Source organism: Streptomyces lichenis (assembly GCF_023218175.1).
GTDB classification, from domain to species: Bacteria; Actinomycetota; Actinomycetes; order Streptomycetales; family Streptomycetaceae; genus Streptomyces; species Streptomyces lichenis.
The window spans coordinates 178090-194350 of the sequence record NZ_JALPTH010000008.1 but is presented as its reverse complement, the minus strand read 5'-3'; the positions used below and the strand labels follow the sequence as shown (position 1 = coordinate 194350).

The following is a 16261-nucleotide window of genomic DNA, read 5'->3' as shown; positions in this document are numbered from 1 at the left end:
GGCTCGGTGGTTACTCCTCGCGCGGGGCGAGGGTCAGCAGGGTCGCCTCAGGGGGGCAGGCGAAGCGGACCGGGGTGTAGCGGTTGGTGCCGCAGCCGGCGGAGACGTGCAGGTAGGAGGTGTGGCCGCCGGCCTGGTGGGTGGAGAGGCCCTTGACGCGGTCGGTGTCCAGGTCGCAGTTGGTGACCAGGGCCCCGTAGAAGGGGACGCACAGCTGGCCGCCGTGGGTGTGGCCGGCCAGGACCAGGGGGTAGCCGTCCGCGGTGAAGGCGTCCAGACAGCGCAGATAGGGGGCGTGGACGACGCCGATCGAGAGGTCGGCGTCCTGGTCGGGGCCGCCGGCGACCTTCTCGTAGCGGTCCCGCTTGATATGCGGGTCGTCCAGACCGGTGAAGGCCAGCTCAAGGCCGTCCAGCTTCAGCTTGCCCCGGGTGTTGGTGAGGTCCAGCCAGCCCGCCGCGTCGAAGGCGTCCCGGATGTCCTCCCAGGGGTTGTGGACGACGCCCTCGGCGGGCGCGTTGCCGTTCAGCCCGTGCCGCCCCTGCGTCTTCTCCAGCAGATAGCGGGCCGGGTTGCGCAGCTTGGGGCCGTAGTAGTCGTTGGAGCCGAAGACATAGACGCCGGGGAAGGAGAGGAGGGGGCCGAGGGCGTCCAGGACCTCGGGTACGCCCTCGGGGTCTGACAGGTTGTCACCGGTGTTGACCACGAAGTCCGGCCGCAGTCCGGCCAGCGACTGGAGCCAGGCGCGCTTCTTGCGCTGACCGCTCACCATGTGGATGTCGGACACCTGGAGTACGCGCAGGGGGCGGGAGCCGGGGGGCAGTACGGGGACGGTGACACGTCGCAGCCGGAACGAGCGGGCCTCGAAGCCGGCGGCGTAGAGCAGACCGGCGGCGCCGGCCGCTGCGATTCCTGCGGTGACTTTCAGGGGGACTCCGTATCGCGCGCGCATGACGCCATCGTCCCAGACTCGGAAAGTCGCGGAAAATGGGTGCGCGGCCGGTGCGGCGCACCTGACACACTTGTCCGTATGACCACCCTCAAGGCCAAGCTCCACGAAGACCTCACCACGGCGATCAAGGCGCGGGACGAGCTGCGCTCCTCGACGCTCCGCCTCACCCTCGCCGCCGTCAGCAAGGAGGAGGTCGCGGGCAAGGAGGCCCGTGAGCTCTCCGACGACGAGGTGCAGAAGGTGATCGCCCGGGAGGCGAAGAAGCGCCGGGAGGCGGCCGAGGCGTTCGCCCAGGGCGGTCGTACGGAGCAGGCCGAGCGGGAGCGGGCCGAGGGCGTCGTGCTCGACGAGTACCTGCCGAAGCAGCTCGGCGACGACGAGCTGCGGGGGATCGTCGCCCAGGCGGTGGAGGAGGCCCGCGCCGCCGGTGCCGAGGGCCCTCGCGCGATGGGCGCCGTGATGAAGATCGTCAACCCGAAGGTGGCCGGCCGCGCCGAGGGCGGGCGGGTCGCGGCGGTCGTCAAGCAGTTGCTCGCGGGCTGAGCGGAGAAGACGTGGGACGAAGGGGGCTTGTCACCGGTTGGCCGGTGACAAGCCCCCTTCGGGTGCTACGGAGAAGAAGACGGGGACGCGGTCAGCGCCAGCCGCCGTCGGTGCCGCCGTCGCGCTGGCCGCCTCCGCCGCCGATCACGTCCGGCGGGAGGGTGATGCCGCCCAGCGGGTCGTCGTTCCCGTCCCGGCCGCCGTTGTCGTCGTCCCAGTCGAACCAGCCGCCCTTATCGTCACCGTTTCCGCTGTCCCCGTCTCCGTCCCCGTCCCCGGTCCCGCCGTTGAAGGCGCCGTTGCCGGGCTTGGCGTCGTCGACCGGAGGGCTCGTGCTCGGGTCGGGCTGGTTCTCCTTGGGAGCGTCCGGGATGGTCACGTTGGCGAAGGGCGTGGCCGTCACGCCGTCCAGCGCACCGGTCATGGCGTCCCGCCAGATCGGCCCCGGCACCTGACCACCGAAGACCTTCTCGTGGTACTCCCCGCCGATGGTGATGTACTCCATCTTCACGGTCTGCGTCGGGCTGCCGACCCAGACCGCTCCCGAGAGGTTCGGCGTATAGCCGACGAACCAGGCGTTCTTGCGGAAGTCCGTGGTACCGGTCTTGCCCGCGTTGTCCCGGCCGGAGAGACCGGCCTGCTGACCCGTACCGGAGTCGACCACTCCACCCAGCAGCTGGTTGATCGTGTCGGCGGTCTTCTCCGACATGGCCCGGCTGCACTGGGTCTTCGGCACCGCCAGGCTCTTGCCGTCCGCCGTCTTGATCGACTCGATCGCGGTCGGGGTGCAGTACGTGCCCCGGTTGGCGAAGGCCGCGTAGGCGGTGGACATGGTCAGCGGCGACATGCCGTCCGAGCCGAGGGTCAGGGAGGAGGGGTTCTCGGGGAGCTTCTTCCCGTTGCCCATCACCACGCCCAGCTTGTCGGTCATCTCCGTGACCGGGCACATGCCGATGTCGGCGAGCATCTGCACGAAGTAGGTGTTGACCGACATCTCCATGGCCTCACGGAGCGGGTACGGGCCGACCTCCTTCTCGTTCTCGTTCTCGAGCTTCTCCTCGCTGTAGTTGCGCCACGGGGAACCGCTGCACTTGGAGATGTTGTCCGGGTACGGCATCTCGTACGGGGCCGGGTACACCTGGTTCGCCGGCTTGCCCTGCTCTATGGCCGCGGCCGCCACGAACGGCTTGAAGGTCGAACCGACCGGGAAGCCGAAGTTCGACCCGCCCATGGAGTGGTTGACCGAGTAGTTGATCTGGGTCTCGTTCTTCCCGAAGCCGTACGGCTTGGACTGGCCCATCGCCAGCACCTTGCCGGTGCCCGGCTGGACCATGGTCACCGCGGTGGCGACCTTGTCGTTCTGGTAGACGTGGTTCTTGATCGACTCCTGGGCCGACTTCTGGGCCTTCGGGTCCAGGGTGGTCCGGATGGTCAGGCCGCCCTGGTTCCAGACCTTGCCGCGCTCCTCCCGGGTCTTGCCGAAGACCGGGTCGGAGAGGAAGACCTCGCGCACGTAGTCGCAGAAGAAGCCGGCGCCGTCCACCGCGGTGATGCAGCCGTTCTTGGGCCGGCTGATCGCCAGCTTGATGGGTGTCGCCCGGGCCTCCTCGGCCTCGGCGGCGCTGATGTCGCCGACGGCCGTCATCCGCGCCAGCACGGTGTTGCGGCGCTTGGTGGCCTCCTCGACGTCGTTGACCGGGTCGTACCGGCTCGGTGACTGGACCAGGCCGGCCAGCATCGCCGACTCGGGGAGGGTGAGGTCCTTGGCCGACTTGGAGAAGTACCGCTTGGCGGCCGCCTCGATGCCGTAGGCCTGCTGCCCGAAGAAGGTGATGTTGAGGTAGTTCTCCAGGATCTTCTTCTTGCCCAGCTCCTCCTCGACCTGGATCGCGTACTTCAGCTCCTGGATCTTGCGGCCGAGGGTCTGCTGGGTGGCCTGGGCGACCTTGTCGGGGTCGTCGCCGGCCTCCTCCACGAAGACGTTCTTCACATACTGCTGGGTCAGGGTCGAGGCACCCTGCGCCACCCCGCCGGACTGGGCGTTCCGGTTGACCGCGCGCAGCACGCCCTTGAGGTCGATCGCCCCGTGCTCGTAGAAGCGCGAGTCCTCGATCGCGACGATCGCCTTCTGCATGTACGGGGAGATGTCCTTGAGGTCCACCACCGTGCGGTCACGGGAGTAGACGGTGGCGATCTGCCCGCCGTTGGCATCGAGGATGGTGGTGCGCTGGCTCAGCGGGGGGCGCTTCATGTTGGCCGGGATCTCGTCGAACCCCTGCACCGTGCCCTTCGCCGCGAGGCCCAGCACACCGGCGGCGGGCAGTGCGAGTCCGGCCAGGACGGCTCCGGACAGCACGCTGACCCCGAGGAACTTGGCGGCCTGCTGGGTCCCGGTCAGACCCCCGCCCGAGCGCTTCTTTGGCATGCCCGAAGCCTAATCCGTCGTCCGCGCCGTTCCGAGGGCAGACGGGGCCTTTCGGGGGCTTCGCGTACGGATAGGTACCGGATCGGAACATCCGGGAGCCCGGAGAGGGAGGAAAGCAAGAACAGGGGGAGGGGGAAGGGGAGGAGAAGGGGGAGAGGGGGCCGCCGGGGAATCCGGGCAATCGCCGGACAGCGGGCAATGCCTTGGCCTAAGGTGGTCTGGACCGCCCCGACACCCCACCCCCACCGCGGTCGGCCCGCCCACCGGACCCGTTCGACGCCGCTCCCCCACCCCGCGGCCGGGTACCGCACCCCGCACACCGCGCCCGTACGCCGTACCGAACGCCACCGCCGCCCGTCGCACACGGCCCTGCCCGGGCAAGCCCGGAACACCCCGGGGGCGTGAAGGCGCAGGTTCGGAGGAGCTTAGGCGAGGAAGCGTCAGTTATGGAACCCGCTCACTCCCCTGGGTGATCTCTCGCGCACACATAGTCCGATCGGGCCATTCAAGATTGGGCCCCACGGGGGTGTTGCGCTCTGCCCACCTTCCGTAACGTCCTCAACTGGTAGCGGTGAATATGCCGCAACCGCCGTGGGGGAGCCTCGATTCGGGAGAGGACGGCGCCGGTATGGGCTGGGTAGCTGACTGGAGTGCGCAGGCCGCCTGCCGCACCACCGATCCGGACGAACTATTCGTACAGGGAGCGGCGCAGAATCGGGCCAAAGCGGTCTGCACCGGTTGCCCGGTGCGCACGGAGTGCCTCGCGGACGCCCTCGACAACCGTGTCGAGTTCGGAGTGTGGGGCGGTATGACGGAGCGTGAGCGCCGGGCGCTGCTGCGCAGACGGCCCACCGTCACCTCGTGGCGCCGTCTGCTGGAGACCGCGCGGACGGAGTACGAGCGGAGCGCCGGCATCCTGCCGGTCGCGCTGGAGGACGACGAGACCTACGAGGAGTACGCGGCGGTCGGCTGAACCACGGAGGACGGCCGCTCAGCCGCCGTGGCCCGCCGCCAGCCGGTCGCCGATGGCGCGCAGGCCGGACAGGTCGTGCACATCGCCTGGCAGTGCGGGCACCGCCGTCACCGGGACCTCGGGGTGCAGCGAGGTGAAACGGTCCCTCGTACGCTGCTCACGCGCTATCACCTGCATCCGCTCGGCATGGAGGTGGAGCAGACCGGCCGCCAGGTCGGAGGCCGAGGCGCCCCCCGGTTCCTGTTTCAGGGTCTCGGCCGCGGCCAGGGCGCGCTCCGCGGAGAGTCCGGTCGCGCCGGTGCCGTGGACGCGGTTGAGCACCAGCCCGGCCAGCGGCATGCGCTCCGCCCCCAGCCGCTCCACGAAGTACGCGGCCTCCCGCAGCGCGTCCGGTTCGGGCGCCGCCACCACCAGGAAGGCGGTGCCGGGGGCCTGGAGCAGCCGGTACGTGGCGTCCGCCCGGGTCCGGAAGCCGCCGAACATGGTGTCCATCGCGGCCACGAAGGTCTGGATGTCCTGGAGGAACTGACCCCCCAGCAGCTTCCCCAGCGTCCCGGTCATCATGGACATGCTGGCGTTGAGGATGCGCATCCCGGCCCGGCCGCCCGCCTTCGCCGGGGCCATCAGCAGCTTGATGAACCGCCCGTCGAGGAAGGAGCCCAGGCGCTTCGGCGCGTCCAGGAAGTCCAGCGCCGAGCGGGACGGCGGGGTGTCCACGATGATCAGGTCCCACTCGTCCCGGGCCCGGAGCTGGCCCAGCTTCTCCATCGCCATGTACTCCTGCGTGCCCGCGAAGCCGGCCGACAGGGACTGGTAGAAGGGGTTGCCCAGGATGGCGGCGGCCCGGGCCGGGTCGGCGTGCGCCTCGACGATCTCGTCGAAGGTCCGCTTCATGTCCAGCATCATGGCGTGCAGTTCGCCGTCCTGGCCGGTGGCGCCGGGGCTGATGCCGTCCACCCGGCGCGGCACGTTGTCGAGCTGGTCGATGCCCATGGACTGGGCGAGCCGGCGGGCCGGGTCGATGGTCAGCACCACCACCCGCCGCCCGCGCTCCGCCGCCCGTACGCCGAGGGCCGCCGCGGTCGTCGTCTTGCCGACCCCGCCCGCGCCGCAGCACACCACGATGCGGGTCCCCGGGTCGTCCAGCAGCGCGTCGACCTCCAGGCCGGGCACGCCTTCCAGGGAGGTGTCGAGGGCGGTCTCCGCCACCGGCTCCGTGCTCACGCCACTCACGCGCCCACCCCGAGCTTCCGCAGTTCCCGCGCCAGCCGGTAGACGCCGGCGATGTCCGCGCCCTCCCCGAGGAAGGGCAGTTCGTAGCTGGGGACCCTCAGCTTCGCCAGGGTCTCGCGCTGCTCCCGCTCCAGGGCCACCCGCTCGGCGTGCTCGGCGGCCTCGTCCAGCAGCGGCCCGACCAGGGCCTCTGTCCCACCGAGCCCGGCGGCGGTCAGCGCCCGGGTGATCTCCTCGCGGTGGTCGCCGCCGGCCGCGCGTACCGCGTCCTCGTCCAGCACGTGCGGACGGACCATGTTGACCAGGACCCCGCCCACCGGCAGATCGGCCTCGCGCAGCTCGGCGATGCCGTCCGCGGTCTCCTGGACCGGCATCTCCTCCAGCAGGGTCACCAGGTGGACGGCGGTCTGCGGGGACTTCAGCACCCGCATCACCGCCTGCGCCTGGTTGTGTATCGGGCCGATCCTGGCCAGCCCGGCCACCTCGTCGTTGACGTTGAGGAACCGGGTGATCCGCCCGGTGGGCGGGGCGTCCATGACCACATGGTGGTACGCGGGCTCCCCGGTGCGCCGGTCCCGGCGGCGTACCGCCTCGCACGCCTTCCCGGTCAGCAGCACGTCCCGCACCCCGGGGGCGACGGTGGTCGCGAAGTCGATCGCGCCGAGCTTCTTCAGGGCCCGGCCCGCCGAGCCGAGCTTGTAGAACATCTGGAGGTAGTCGAGCAGCGCCCGCTCGGCGTCGATGGCGAGCGCGTACACCTCCCCGCCGCCCGGAGCGACGGCGATCTTGCGCTCCTCGTACGGGAGCGCCTCCGTCCCGAAGAGCTGGGCGATGCCCTGCCTGCCTTCGACCTCCACCAGGAGGGTCCGCTTGCCCTCGGTGGCGAGGGCGAGCGCGAGGGCGGCGGCGACCGTCGTCTTACCGGTACCGCCCTTGCCGCTGACGACCTGGAGCCTGCTCACGTCATCGAGCCTAACCAGTCGGGTCCCGGCGCAATCAGCGGCCCGACGGTTTCCGCTGCGGATACCGGCCCCGGGGTCGGGGTGCGGGGGGCGTCTGCGGCAGCCGATACAGTCGGCCCCATGACCAAGTGGGAATACGCGACCGTGCCCCTTCTCGTGCACGCGACCAAGCAGATCCTGGACACCTGGGGCGAGGACGGCTGGGAGCTCGTCCAGGTCGTGCCCGGGCCGAACAACCCCGAGCAGCTGGTGGCCTACCTCAAGCGGGAGAAGGCGTGACCGGGCGGGTCGAGTCGGCGCTGGCCGAGCTGGGCCTGACCCTGCCCGACGTGGTGCCGCCGCTCGCCGCGTACCAGCCGGCGGTGCGGACCGGGGTGTACGTGTACACCGCCGGCCAGCTCCCCATCGTGGACGGCAAGCTTCCGGTCACCGGCAAGGTGGGCGGTGAGGTCACCCCGGAGGAGGCCCGCAAGCTCGCCCGGATCTCCGCGCTGAACGCGCTGGCCGCCGTGAAGTCGGTGGCCGGGGACCTGGACCGGATCGCCCGGGTGGTGAAGGTCGTCGGCTTCGTCGCCTCGGCGCCCGACTTCACCGGTCAGCCCGCGGTCCTCAACGGGGCCAGCGAACTGCTCGGCCAGGTCCTCGGTGACAAGGGCGTGCACGCGCGCAGCGCGGTGGGTGTCACGGTGCTGCCGCTGGACGCGCCGGTCGAGGTCGAGATCCAGGTCGAGCTGGTCGAGGACTGATCCGCCGCGGCGGGCGGGGCGCCCGGAGGCGGAGGGGTACGGGCCGGGGTACGGGGCACACGCGGCACGCGCGTCGGCGCCCGTACCCCGGTGGCTGCGGTCGCGGAGGAGCCGAGGGGTCCGCGAGATCCCCTCTCGAACATCGGGGCCGATACGCATAGGCTCCGGCCATGTCCAATGGTCAGTGGTATCCGCCCGAATGGCCTGACCGCATCCGCGCCCTGGCCGCCGGTGAGCTGGCGGTCGCCGAGCCCCGGCGGGCCGCGACCGTGCTGCTGCTGCGTGACGGCTGGCGCGGGCGGCCCGAGGTCCATATGCTCCGGCGCCGCACCAGCATGGCCTTCGCCGGCGGTGCGTACGCCTATCCGGGCGGCGGGGTCGACCCGCGGGACGAGCAGCCGGTGCGCTGGGCCGGTCCGGCGCCCGCCGAGTGGGCCGGCCGGCTCGGGGTGCCCGGGCCCGCCGAGGCGCAGGCCATCGTGTGCGCCGCGGTCCGGGAGACCTTCGAGGAGGCCGGCGTCCTGCTCGCCGGGCCCAGCGCGGCGACCGTCGTCGAGGACACCACCGGGGACGACTGGGAGGCGGACCGGGCCGCCCTGATCGCCCGGGAGCTGGCCTTCGCCGACTTCCTGGACCGGCGCGGGCTGGTCCTCCGCTCCGATCTGCTCGGTGCCTGGGCGCGCTGGATCACCCCCGAGTTCGAGCCCCGCCGCTATGACACCTGGTTCTTCGTCGCCGCGCTGCCGTCCGGGCAGCGGACCCGGGACGCCGATGCCGCCGACTCCTCCACGGAGGCCGACCGCACGGTGTGGACCGGGCCCGGCGAGGCGGCCGCCGGCTACGACCGGGGCGAGCTGCTGATGATGCCGCCGACCATCGCCACCCTGCGCTCGCTGCTGCCGTACGGGGCGCCCGCCGAGGCGCTGGCCGCCGCCGGTGAGCGGGACCTCGCCCCCGTACTGGCGCGGGCCCGGCTGGAAGGGGACCAGGTGGTGCTGAGCTGGCCGGGGCACGAGGAGTTCACCAAGCTGGTGGCGGCCGACGGCGCCCCGGCGAACGGGGGGAAGACCGGATGACCGAGGCCGCCGCCCTGCCCGGGCAGCCGCGCGATGCCGTGGCGAGCGGCCCGGCCACCGAGCGGGCCGTCAACATCCTGGCGCCCAACCCGTCCCCGATGACGCTGGACGGCACCAACACCTGGCTGCTGTCCGAGCCGGGCTCCGAGCTCGCGGTCGTCATCGACCCCGGGCCGCTGGACGAGGGCCATCTGCGGACCGTGGTGGAGACCGCGGAGCGGCTCGGCAAGCGGATCGCGCTCACCCTGCTCACCCACGGCCACGCCGACCACGCCGAGGGCGCCGGGCGGTTCGCCGAGCTGACCGGGACCAAGGTGCGCGCCCTGGACCCGGCGCTGCGGCTCGGCGACGAGGGGCTGCGGGCCGGCCAGGCGGTCCGGGTCGGCGGGCTGGAGCTGCGGGTGGTGCCCACCCCCGGGCACACCGCCGACTCGCTGAGCTTCCACCTCACGGCCGACCGGGCGGTGCTCACCGGGGACACCATCCTGGGCCGCGGTACGACGATGGTGGCGCATCCGGACGGGCGGCTGGGCGACTACCTGGACTCGCTGCGCCGGCTGCGCTCGCTGACCGTGGACGACGGGGTGCACACCGTGCTGCCCGGGCACGGTCCGGTGCTGGAGGACGCTCAGGGTGCGGTCGAGTTCTATCTGGCGCACCGGGCCAGCCGGCTCGCCCAGGTGGAGACGGCGGTCGAGGACGGCTACCGGACCGCCTCGGAGGTGGTGGCGCATGTGTACGCGGACGTCGACCGGAACCTGTGGCCGGCGGCCGAGCTGTCGGTCCGCGCCCAGCTGGAGTACCTCCGCGAGCACGGGCTGATCTGAGGCCCGGCGAGGACAGGCGGGTACGGCGGAGGGCCGCCCCGGGCTTCCGGGGCGGCCCTCCTGCGTACAGCCGTACGGCGCGGGGGTCAGCGGGAGCGCTTGGCGAGCCGCTCGACGTCCAGCAGGATCACCGCGCGCGCCTCCAGCCGCAGCCAGCCGCGGCCGGCGAAGTCGGCGAGGGCCTTGTTGACCGTCTCACGGGAGGCGCCGACCAGCTGGGCCAGCTCCTCCTGGGTGAGGTCGTGCACCACGTGGATGCCCTCCTCCGACTGCACACCGAAGCGGCGCGAGAGGTCGAGCAGCGCACGGGCGACCCGGCCCGGCACATCGGAGAAGACCAGGTCGGACATCTGGTCGTTGGTCTTGCGCAGCCGCCGGGCGACGGCGCGCAGCAGGGCGCTGGCGACCTCCGGGCGGGCGTTCAGCCAGGGCTGGAGGTCGTTGTGGCCGAGGCCCAGCAGCTTGACCTCGGTCAGCGCGGTGGCGGTGGCGGTACGCGGGCCCGGGTCGAACAAGGACAGCTCGCCGATCAGCTCGCCGGGGCCGAGGACGGCCAGCATGTTCTCCCGGCCGTCGGGCGAGGTGCGGTGCAGCTTCACCTTGCCGTCGGTCACCACGTACAGCCGGTCGCCCGGGTCGCCCTCGTGGAAGAGGGCGTCGCCACGGGCGAGCGTTGCCTCACTCATCGAGGCGCGGAGCTCCGCGGCCTGCTCGTCATCGAGCGCCGCGAAGAGCGGGGCGCGCCGCAGAACGTCGTCCACGAATCTCTCCTATGTCGACCTGCTCAGGGACGTCGGATCCCATGATGCCGGACGGTAAAACAGTGCGATCAATCACAACAAGTTTGACGCACTGGTACGCGTGTCCGTACGGCAGGGCCCCGATTGGGTCGTGATCGCCGGTGCCCGGGGCGGATGAGGGTGCCGGCGCTTAGGCTGGCCGGGTGCCCAACCCGCCGGTGGGAACACGGGTCGCGGGGATACGGGTGCGGTTGCCCGAACGGAATTCCGCTGTGGGCGAACAGGCGTCGACTCTTGAAAGATAAGCATACAAGTCGGACACGTTGCCCAGAGGGTCGGAAGGTGGCCGAAGCCGGTCCAGTGCGGTGCGGTTGTCTCCGGTGGGGAGGCAGGGGTCGGCAGGCGGGGACCGGGTCGGCAGGCGGGACAGCGGGCGGCGACGGGGAAGACGCTCCGGAAGAGGTCGAGGGCGACGGGATACGCGGAGGAGATGATCGTGGCAAAGGGTTCCGCTGAGGCCGGGGCGGCCGAGACGGCCGCGGCGAAGAAGACGGCCGCCGGTGGAAGGACGGCCGCGGCCAGGAAGGCCACCGCTGAGGGAAGGACGGCCCTGGCCAAGAAGGCCGCCGCGGCGAAGAAGACGACCGCCGGTGGAAGGACGGCCGCGGCCAAGAAGACCACCGCGGCCAAGAAGGCGACCGGGGCCAAGAAGACGACCGGCGCCCAGAAGTCCGCGGGGAACGCCGCGGCCGAGGGCTCGGCGGGTGCCGGAAGCGGTGGGGCCGCCCGCAAGCCGGAGTCGCATCTGGCCATGGTGCGCCGCGCCCGGCGGATCTACCGCGAGCTCGGCGAGGTCTTCCCGTACGCGCATCCGGAGCTCGACTTCCGCAACCCCTTCGAACTGCTCGTCGCCACGGTGCTGTCCGCCCAGACCACCGATCTGCGGGTCAACCAGACCACGCCCCGCCTCTTCGCCGCGTACCCGACGCCCGAGGACATGGCCGCCGCGGCGCCGGAGGAGCTGGAGGAGCTGATCCGGCCCACCGGCTTCTTCCGGGCCAAGACGAAGTCGCTGCTCGGGCTCTCCGCGGCGCTCCGGGACCGGTTCGACGGCGAGGTGCCGGGCCGCCTTGAGGACCTGGTCACCCTGCCGGGCGTCGGGCGCAAGACGGCGAACGTGGTGCTGGGCAACGCCTTCGGGGTCCCGGGGATCACGGTCGACACGCACTTCGGCCGGCTCGTCCGGCGCTGGAAGTGGACCGAGCAGGACGACCCGGAGAAGGTCGAGGCGGACGTGGCCGCGATCTTCCCCAAGTCGGAGTGGACGGACCTCTCGCACCGGGTGATCTTCCACGGCCGCCGGATCTGCCACGCCCGCAAGCCGGCCTGCGGCTGCTGCCCGATCGCACCGCTCTGCCCCTCGTACGGGGAAGGGGAGACGGACCCCGAGAAGGCGGCCAAGCTGCTCAAGTACGAGAAGGGCGGCTTCCCCGGCCAGCGGCTCTCCCCACCGCCCGACTACCCCGGCAAGCCGGCCCCGCCGCTCGGCGAAACCGCGCAGTGAGGCGAGCAGGGGAGGAGAGAGGGGAACCGGATGGCAGCCGCGAGGCGTTGGGTAGGCCGGGGGTGTCGATGAGGCGCGAAGACCGGTCGTACGACCATGCCGAGCCGGGGCGGTACGGCGGCCGCCGCGCGTACGACCCTCCCCGTGACCACGCCTGTGAACCGGCCCGTGAACCCGTCCGCGACCACCCCCGTGACCGTGCGCGCGGGGCGTCCCCCGCCGTGGCGGCGCCCGCTCCCGTACCGGCGCCTCCTGCCGTAACGGAGCCCGCCCCCGTGCCGGAGTCCGTCCCCGTGCCGGAGGCCCCGGCCGTACCGGGGCTTCCGCCCGTACTCGTGTCGGAGGAGGGGCTGCCCGGGTGGCTGGAGCCGGTGGCCCGGGCCGCCCGGAGTGTGGCGCCCGAGCAGCTGAGCCGCTTTCTGCCACCGGAGACCGGTGGGCGCCAGGCGGCCGTGCTGGTGCTGTTCGGCGAGGGGGCGCGGGGGCCCGAGCTGCTGCTGATGGAGCGGGCCGGCAGCCTCCGTTCGCACGCGGGGCAGCCGTCCTTCCCGGGTGGGGCGCTGGACCCGGAGGACGGTGACCCGGAGGACGGCGGGCTGCTGCGCGCCGCCCTGCGGGAGGCCGAGGAGGAGACCGGGCTGGACCCGGCCGGCGTCCAGGTCTTCGGGGTGCTGCCCCGCCTCTACATCCCGGTCAGCGCCTTCGTGGTGACCCCGGTGCTCGGCTGGTGGCGCAGCCCCAGTCCGTTCCGGGCCGTCGATCCGGCCGAGACCGCCCGGGTCTTCACCGTGCCGGTGGCCGACCTCACGGACCCGGCCCACCGGGTGACCGCCGTCCACCCCAGCGGCTTCCGGGGTCCCGCCTTCGCGGTGGAGTCGACCCTGGTCTGGGGGTTCACGGCCGGGGTGATCGACCGCATCCTGCACTTCGCCGGCTGGGAGCGCCCCTGGGACCGGGAGAAGAGCGTCCCGCTCGACTGGCGTGCATGACAGGCTGTCGCGCGTGACAGGGTGACAGCTGTGCTCCGGGGGCGATCGGGGCGGCCGGAGACGAATCTGCGAGGCTAACGACGGTGAACGTGCTCGACATTCTGCTGCTGGTCGCCGCCGTGTGGTTCGCGATCGTGGGATACCGACAGGGGTTCGTGGTCGGCATCCTCTCGGTGATCGGCTTCCTCGGCGGCGGCCTCATCGCCGTCTATCTGCTGCCGCTGGTCTGGGGCCCCCTCACCGGGGATGCCAATGTCTCCACCACCGCCGCGATCGTCGCCGTGGTGGTGGTGATCGTGGTCGCCTCGGTCGGCCAGGCCCTCACCACCCATCTCGGCAACAAGCTGCGCCGCCACATCACCTGGTCGCCGGCCCGGGCGCTGGACGCCACCGGCGGCGCGCTGGTGAACGTGGTGGCGATGCTGCTGGTCGCCTGGCTGATCGGTTCGGCGCTCGCCGGGACCTCGCTGCCCACGCTCGGCAAGGAGGTCCGCAACTCCAAGGTGCTGCTCGGGGTGTCCCGGGTGATGCCGGCGGAGGCCTCGACCTGGTTCACCGACTTCACCTCCGTACTGGCGCAGAACGGCTTCCCGCAGGTCTTCAGCCCGTTCGCCAACGAGCCCATCACCGAGGTCCGCCCGCCCGACCCGGCGCTGGTCGGCAGCCCGGTCGCCGCCCGCGCGCAGCGCTCCATCGTCAAGGTGGTCGGCACCGCCCCGAGCTGCGGCAAGGTCCTGGAGGGCACCGGTTTCGTCTTCGCCGAGCGCCGGGTGATGACCAACGCCCATGTCGTCGGCGGTGTGGACGAGCCGACCGTCCAGATCGGCGGCGAGGGCCGGCGGTACGACGCGAGGGTGGTGCTCTACGACTGGGAGCGCGACATCGCCGTACTCGACGTACCGGACCTGGACGCCACCCCGCTGCGGTTCACCGAGACCGACGCCCGCAGCGGCGACAGCGCGATCGTCGCCGGCTTCCCGGAGAACGGCGCCTACGATGTGCGCTCGGCGCGCGTCCGGGGCCGGATCAACGCCAACGGCCCCGACATCTACCACCGGGGCCAGGTCCGCCGCGATGTCTACTCGCTGTACGCCACGGTCCGCCAGGGCAACTCCGGCGGCCCGCTGCTCACCCCCGACGGCAAGGTGTACGGGGTGATCTTCGCCCGCTCGCTGGACGACGCGAACACCGGTTACGCGCTGACGGTGGACGAGATCCGCGAGGACATCCGGCTGGGCAGCACGGCGGGTCAGCAGGTGGACAGCCAGGGCTGCGCCCTCTGAACCTCTGGACGTCTTGGAGGGGGTCCGGGCGGCGAGCCCGGCCGGGCCCCCTGGCGCCGGACGGGACGCGCGGCCCTAGGCCCGGGTGTGACGCAGTCGGGCGGAGACCCAGCGGGCCCGGCGGCGGAGGATGCGGGAGATCCCGAGGCGGGGATCGGGGCCCTGGCCCGGGCGACCGCCCCTGGGGGGAAGCGGCTCGGAGGCCGAGCGGCGGTTGCGTACTGCGTCAGCGTGGTCGTGCGTCCAGCCCATACCCCGACGTGTGCCCGGCACCCATGGTCCATAACCGCCCGGGGAGCGCCGAATTGGCGTATGCGCCCGGCAAGTGGCCGCTTTCCGGCGCCCGGTGGCGGGCGGTCGGCGGGATGTCGGCGGGCGAGCGCCGGGAGGTCGCTACCGGTCGGGCTCGGGGTCCTTCAGCCAGTTGACCAGTTCGGTGGAGAACGCCACCGGGTCCTCCTCGTGCGGGAAATGGCCGAGTCCGTCGAACAGCCGCCAGCGGTACGGCGCTTCCACGTACTCGCCCGAACCGGCCGCGCTGCGGGTCCGCATCGCCGGATCCAGGGAACCGTGCACATGCAGGGTGGGCACCCGCACCGGCCGCTTCATCCGGCGGTTGAACTGGAAGCCGTCCGGGCGGGCCAGCGAACGCACCATCCACCGGTACGGCTCGATCGAGCAGTGCGCCGTGGAGGGGATCAGCATCGCCCGGCGGTAGGTCTCGACCGCCTCCTCGTCGGGCAGCCGGGGGCCGGACCAGTCGCGGATCAGCTCGCCGACCAACCGGCCGTCGTCGGCGGTCAGCTGACGCTCGGGCAGCCAGGGGCGCTGGAATCCCCAGACGTACGACCCGGCGCGGGACTGGGCGAAGTCCGACAGCATCGAGGAGCGCCAGCGCCGGGGGTGCGGCATCGAGGACACCGCGAGCCGCCGCACCAGCTTCGGCCGCATCACCGCCGCCGTCCAGGCCAGATAGCCGCCGAGGTCATGGCCGACCAGGGCCGCGTCGGGCTCGCCCAGGGACCGGACCACGCCGGTGATGTCGAGGGCGAGGTTGGCCGGGTCGTAACCGCGCGGGGTGCGGTCGCTGCCGCCGACCCCCCGCAGGTCCATGGCCACGGCCCGGAACCCGGCCTCGGCGAGCGCCGGGAGCTGGTGCCGCCAGGTCCACCAGAACTGCGGGAAGCCGTGCAGCAGCAGGACGAGCGGGCCCTCGCCCATCTCGGCGATATGGAAGCGCGCTCCGTTGGCCGCCACGTCGCGGTGGGTCCACGGTCCGTCGATGCGGACCGGACCGCCGCCACCGTTGCCGCCGCCGTTGCCGCTGCTGCTCTCGGGGACCGTCATGCAGACGAGCGTCCCACAGTCCCGGTGCCGCTCTCGCCGCTCTTCTCCGATACGGACACCTCCGATACGGACACGGAAGCGGCGGAGGCGGGGAGCGGGCGGGCGTCGGCGGGTACGGCGGTGAGCGGCTTCATATCGGCGCTCACCCCCGCCAGCGGGGCCGGGCGCGGATGCGGCTTGGCGTTGCCGAGGATCGCGGCCGTCTGCTTCGCCGAGGCGATCGACCGCTCCGGCGGCTTGACCTTCTTGAACTTGGTCACCGCCAGCAGCGCCAGCAGCCCGGCCAGCACCAGGTACGCCGCGCCGACGATCAGGAAGGACCAGGCCAGACCGAGGCCCAGGTTGTGGATGCCGTACGCGGCGGCGAAGCTCAGCACGGGCAGCGAGAACAGGGCGAACACGCCCGCGACGCTGACCGCCGCCCCGCCCGTCGCGCCGCGCTTGACGTCCTGCCGCAGCTCGGCCTTGGCCAGGGCGATCTCGTCGTGCACGAGCGCGGACATCTCGGCGGTGGCCGACGCGACCAGCTGGCCGAGGCTGCGCTCGGCGCTGTTGGCCTCGTTGCCGACGGGGTGGCTCATCGTCGCTCCCTCTTCTCTTC

16 protein-coding genes are annotated in these 16261 nt (G+C 72.2%); 9 read left to right on the top strand and 7 right to left on the bottom strand.

The genetic code is table 11. The annotated features are described in order from the left end of the window. Nucleotides 1–10: 10 nt before the first annotated feature. Nucleotides 11–952 carry a metallophosphoesterase gene (locus M1O15_RS11345; RefSeq protein ID WP_248633435.1) on the bottom strand — a complete coding sequence of 314 codons (942 nt, stop codon included), beginning with the start codon at nt 950–952 and terminating at the stop codon, nt 11–13. A gap of 78 nt (nt 953–1030) precedes the next feature. On the opposite strand from M1O15_RS11345, the gene M1O15_RS11340 reads away from it, so the two are divergent. Next, nucleotides 1031–1495, top strand: a complete 465-nt coding sequence (locus M1O15_RS11340; RefSeq protein ID WP_248633434.1) for a GatB/YqeY domain-containing protein — start codon at nt 1031–1033, stop codon at nt 1493–1495. Nucleotides 1496–1586: 91 nt separating this feature from the next. On the opposite strand, the gene M1O15_RS11335 is transcribed toward M1O15_RS11340, so the two are convergent. Continuing rightward, a complete protein-coding gene (locus tag M1O15_RS11335) occupies nt 1587–3920 on the bottom strand; it encodes a transglycosylase domain-containing protein (RefSeq protein WP_248633433.1) in 2334 nt (777 codons plus the stop codon). 628 nt (nt 3921–4548) lie between these two features. On the opposite strand from M1O15_RS11335, the gene M1O15_RS11330 reads away from it, so the two are divergent. Further along, nucleotides 4549–4893 carry a WhiB family transcriptional regulator gene (locus M1O15_RS11330; protein ID WP_181160367.1) on the top strand — a complete coding sequence of 115 codons (345 nt, stop codon included), beginning with the start codon at nt 4549–4551 and terminating at the stop codon, nt 4891–4893. Between the two features lie 18 nt (nt 4894–4911). Here M1O15_RS11330 and bagB read toward each other — a convergent pair whose 3' ends face one another. After that, nucleotides 4912–6117, bottom strand: coding sequence for an ATPase BagB (gene bagB, locus M1O15_RS11325; RefSeq protein ID WP_248633432.1), 1206 nt, complete (start codon nt 6115–6117; stop codon nt 4912–4914). A 5-nt stretch (nt 6118–6122) separates the two neighbouring features. Next, nucleotides 6123–7088 (bottom strand): ATPase BagA, encoded by a 966-nt coding sequence (gene bagA, locus M1O15_RS11320; protein ID WP_248633430.1) that lies wholly within the window; start codon nt 7086–7088, stop codon nt 6123–6125. A 120-nt stretch (nt 7089–7208) separates the two neighbouring features. Here bagA and sp36 point away from each other — a divergent pair, with 120 nt between their 5' ends. The 4 genes from sp36 (at nt 7209) to M1O15_RS11300 (ending at nt 9737) form a co-directional block, all read left to right on the top strand. Further along, nucleotides 7209–7367, top strand: a complete 159-nt coding sequence (sp36, locus tag M1O15_RS11315) for a Sp36 family protein (protein WP_003967454.1) — start codon at nt 7209–7211, stop codon at nt 7365–7367. Then, entirely contained in the window at nt 7364–7834 is a 471-nt protein-coding gene (locus M1O15_RS11310) for a RidA family protein (protein WP_248633429.1), read from the top strand. Before sp36 ends, M1O15_RS11310 begins: the two co-directional genes overlap by 4 nt. Before the next feature lie 170 nt (nt 7835–8004). After that, on the top strand, nt 8005–8910 hold the full coding sequence (locus tag M1O15_RS11305) for an NUDIX hydrolase (RefSeq protein WP_248633427.1): 906 nt from the start codon (nt 8005–8007) through the stop codon (nt 8908–8910). After that, nucleotides 8907–9737 (top strand): MBL fold metallo-hydrolase, encoded by an 831-nt coding sequence (locus tag M1O15_RS11300; RefSeq protein WP_248633425.1) that lies wholly within the window; start codon nt 8907–8909, stop codon nt 9735–9737. Before M1O15_RS11305 ends, M1O15_RS11300 begins: the two co-directional genes overlap by 4 nt. Nucleotides 9738–9823: 86 nt before the next feature. Here M1O15_RS11300 and M1O15_RS11295 read toward each other — a convergent pair whose 3' ends face one another. Then, entirely contained in the window at nt 9824–10498 is a 675-nt protein-coding gene (locus M1O15_RS11295; RefSeq protein ID WP_248633424.1) for a Crp/Fnr family transcriptional regulator, read from the bottom strand. A gap of 475 nt (nt 10499–10973) precedes the next feature. Here M1O15_RS11295 and nth point away from each other — a divergent pair, with 475 nt between their 5' ends. From nth to M1O15_RS11280, 3 genes are all read left to right on the top strand, one after another. Continuing rightward, on the top strand, nt 10974–12041 hold the full coding sequence (gene nth / locus M1O15_RS11290) for an endonuclease III (protein ID WP_372499455.1): 1068 nt from the start codon (nt 10974–10976) through the stop codon (nt 12039–12041). 275 nt (nt 12042–12316) lie between these two features. Further along, nucleotides 12317–13030: an NUDIX hydrolase gene (locus tag M1O15_RS11285; protein WP_248633422.1), complete on the top strand. Its 714-nt coding sequence runs from the start codon at nt 12317–12319 to the stop codon at nt 13028–13030. 83 nt (nt 13031–13113) lie between these two features. Beyond that, entirely contained in the window at nt 13114–14313 is a 1200-nt protein-coding gene (locus tag M1O15_RS11280; protein WP_248633421.1) for a MarP family serine protease, read from the top strand. Nucleotides 14314–14706: 393 nt separating this feature from the next. On the opposite strand, the gene M1O15_RS11275 is transcribed toward M1O15_RS11280, so the two are convergent. Both M1O15_RS11275 and M1O15_RS11270 read right to left on the bottom strand, forming a co-directional pair. Beyond that, nucleotides 14707–15660 carry an alpha/beta fold hydrolase gene (locus M1O15_RS11275; RefSeq protein WP_248633414.1) on the bottom strand — a complete coding sequence of 318 codons (954 nt, stop codon included), beginning with the start codon at nt 15658–15660 and terminating at the stop codon, nt 14707–14709. Next, a complete protein-coding gene (locus M1O15_RS11270; protein WP_248633413.1) occupies nt 15657–16241 on the bottom strand; it encodes a phage holin family protein in 585 nt (194 codons plus the stop codon). Before M1O15_RS11270 ends, M1O15_RS11275 begins: the two co-directional genes overlap by 4 nt. Nucleotides 16242–16261: the final 20 nt, after the last annotated feature.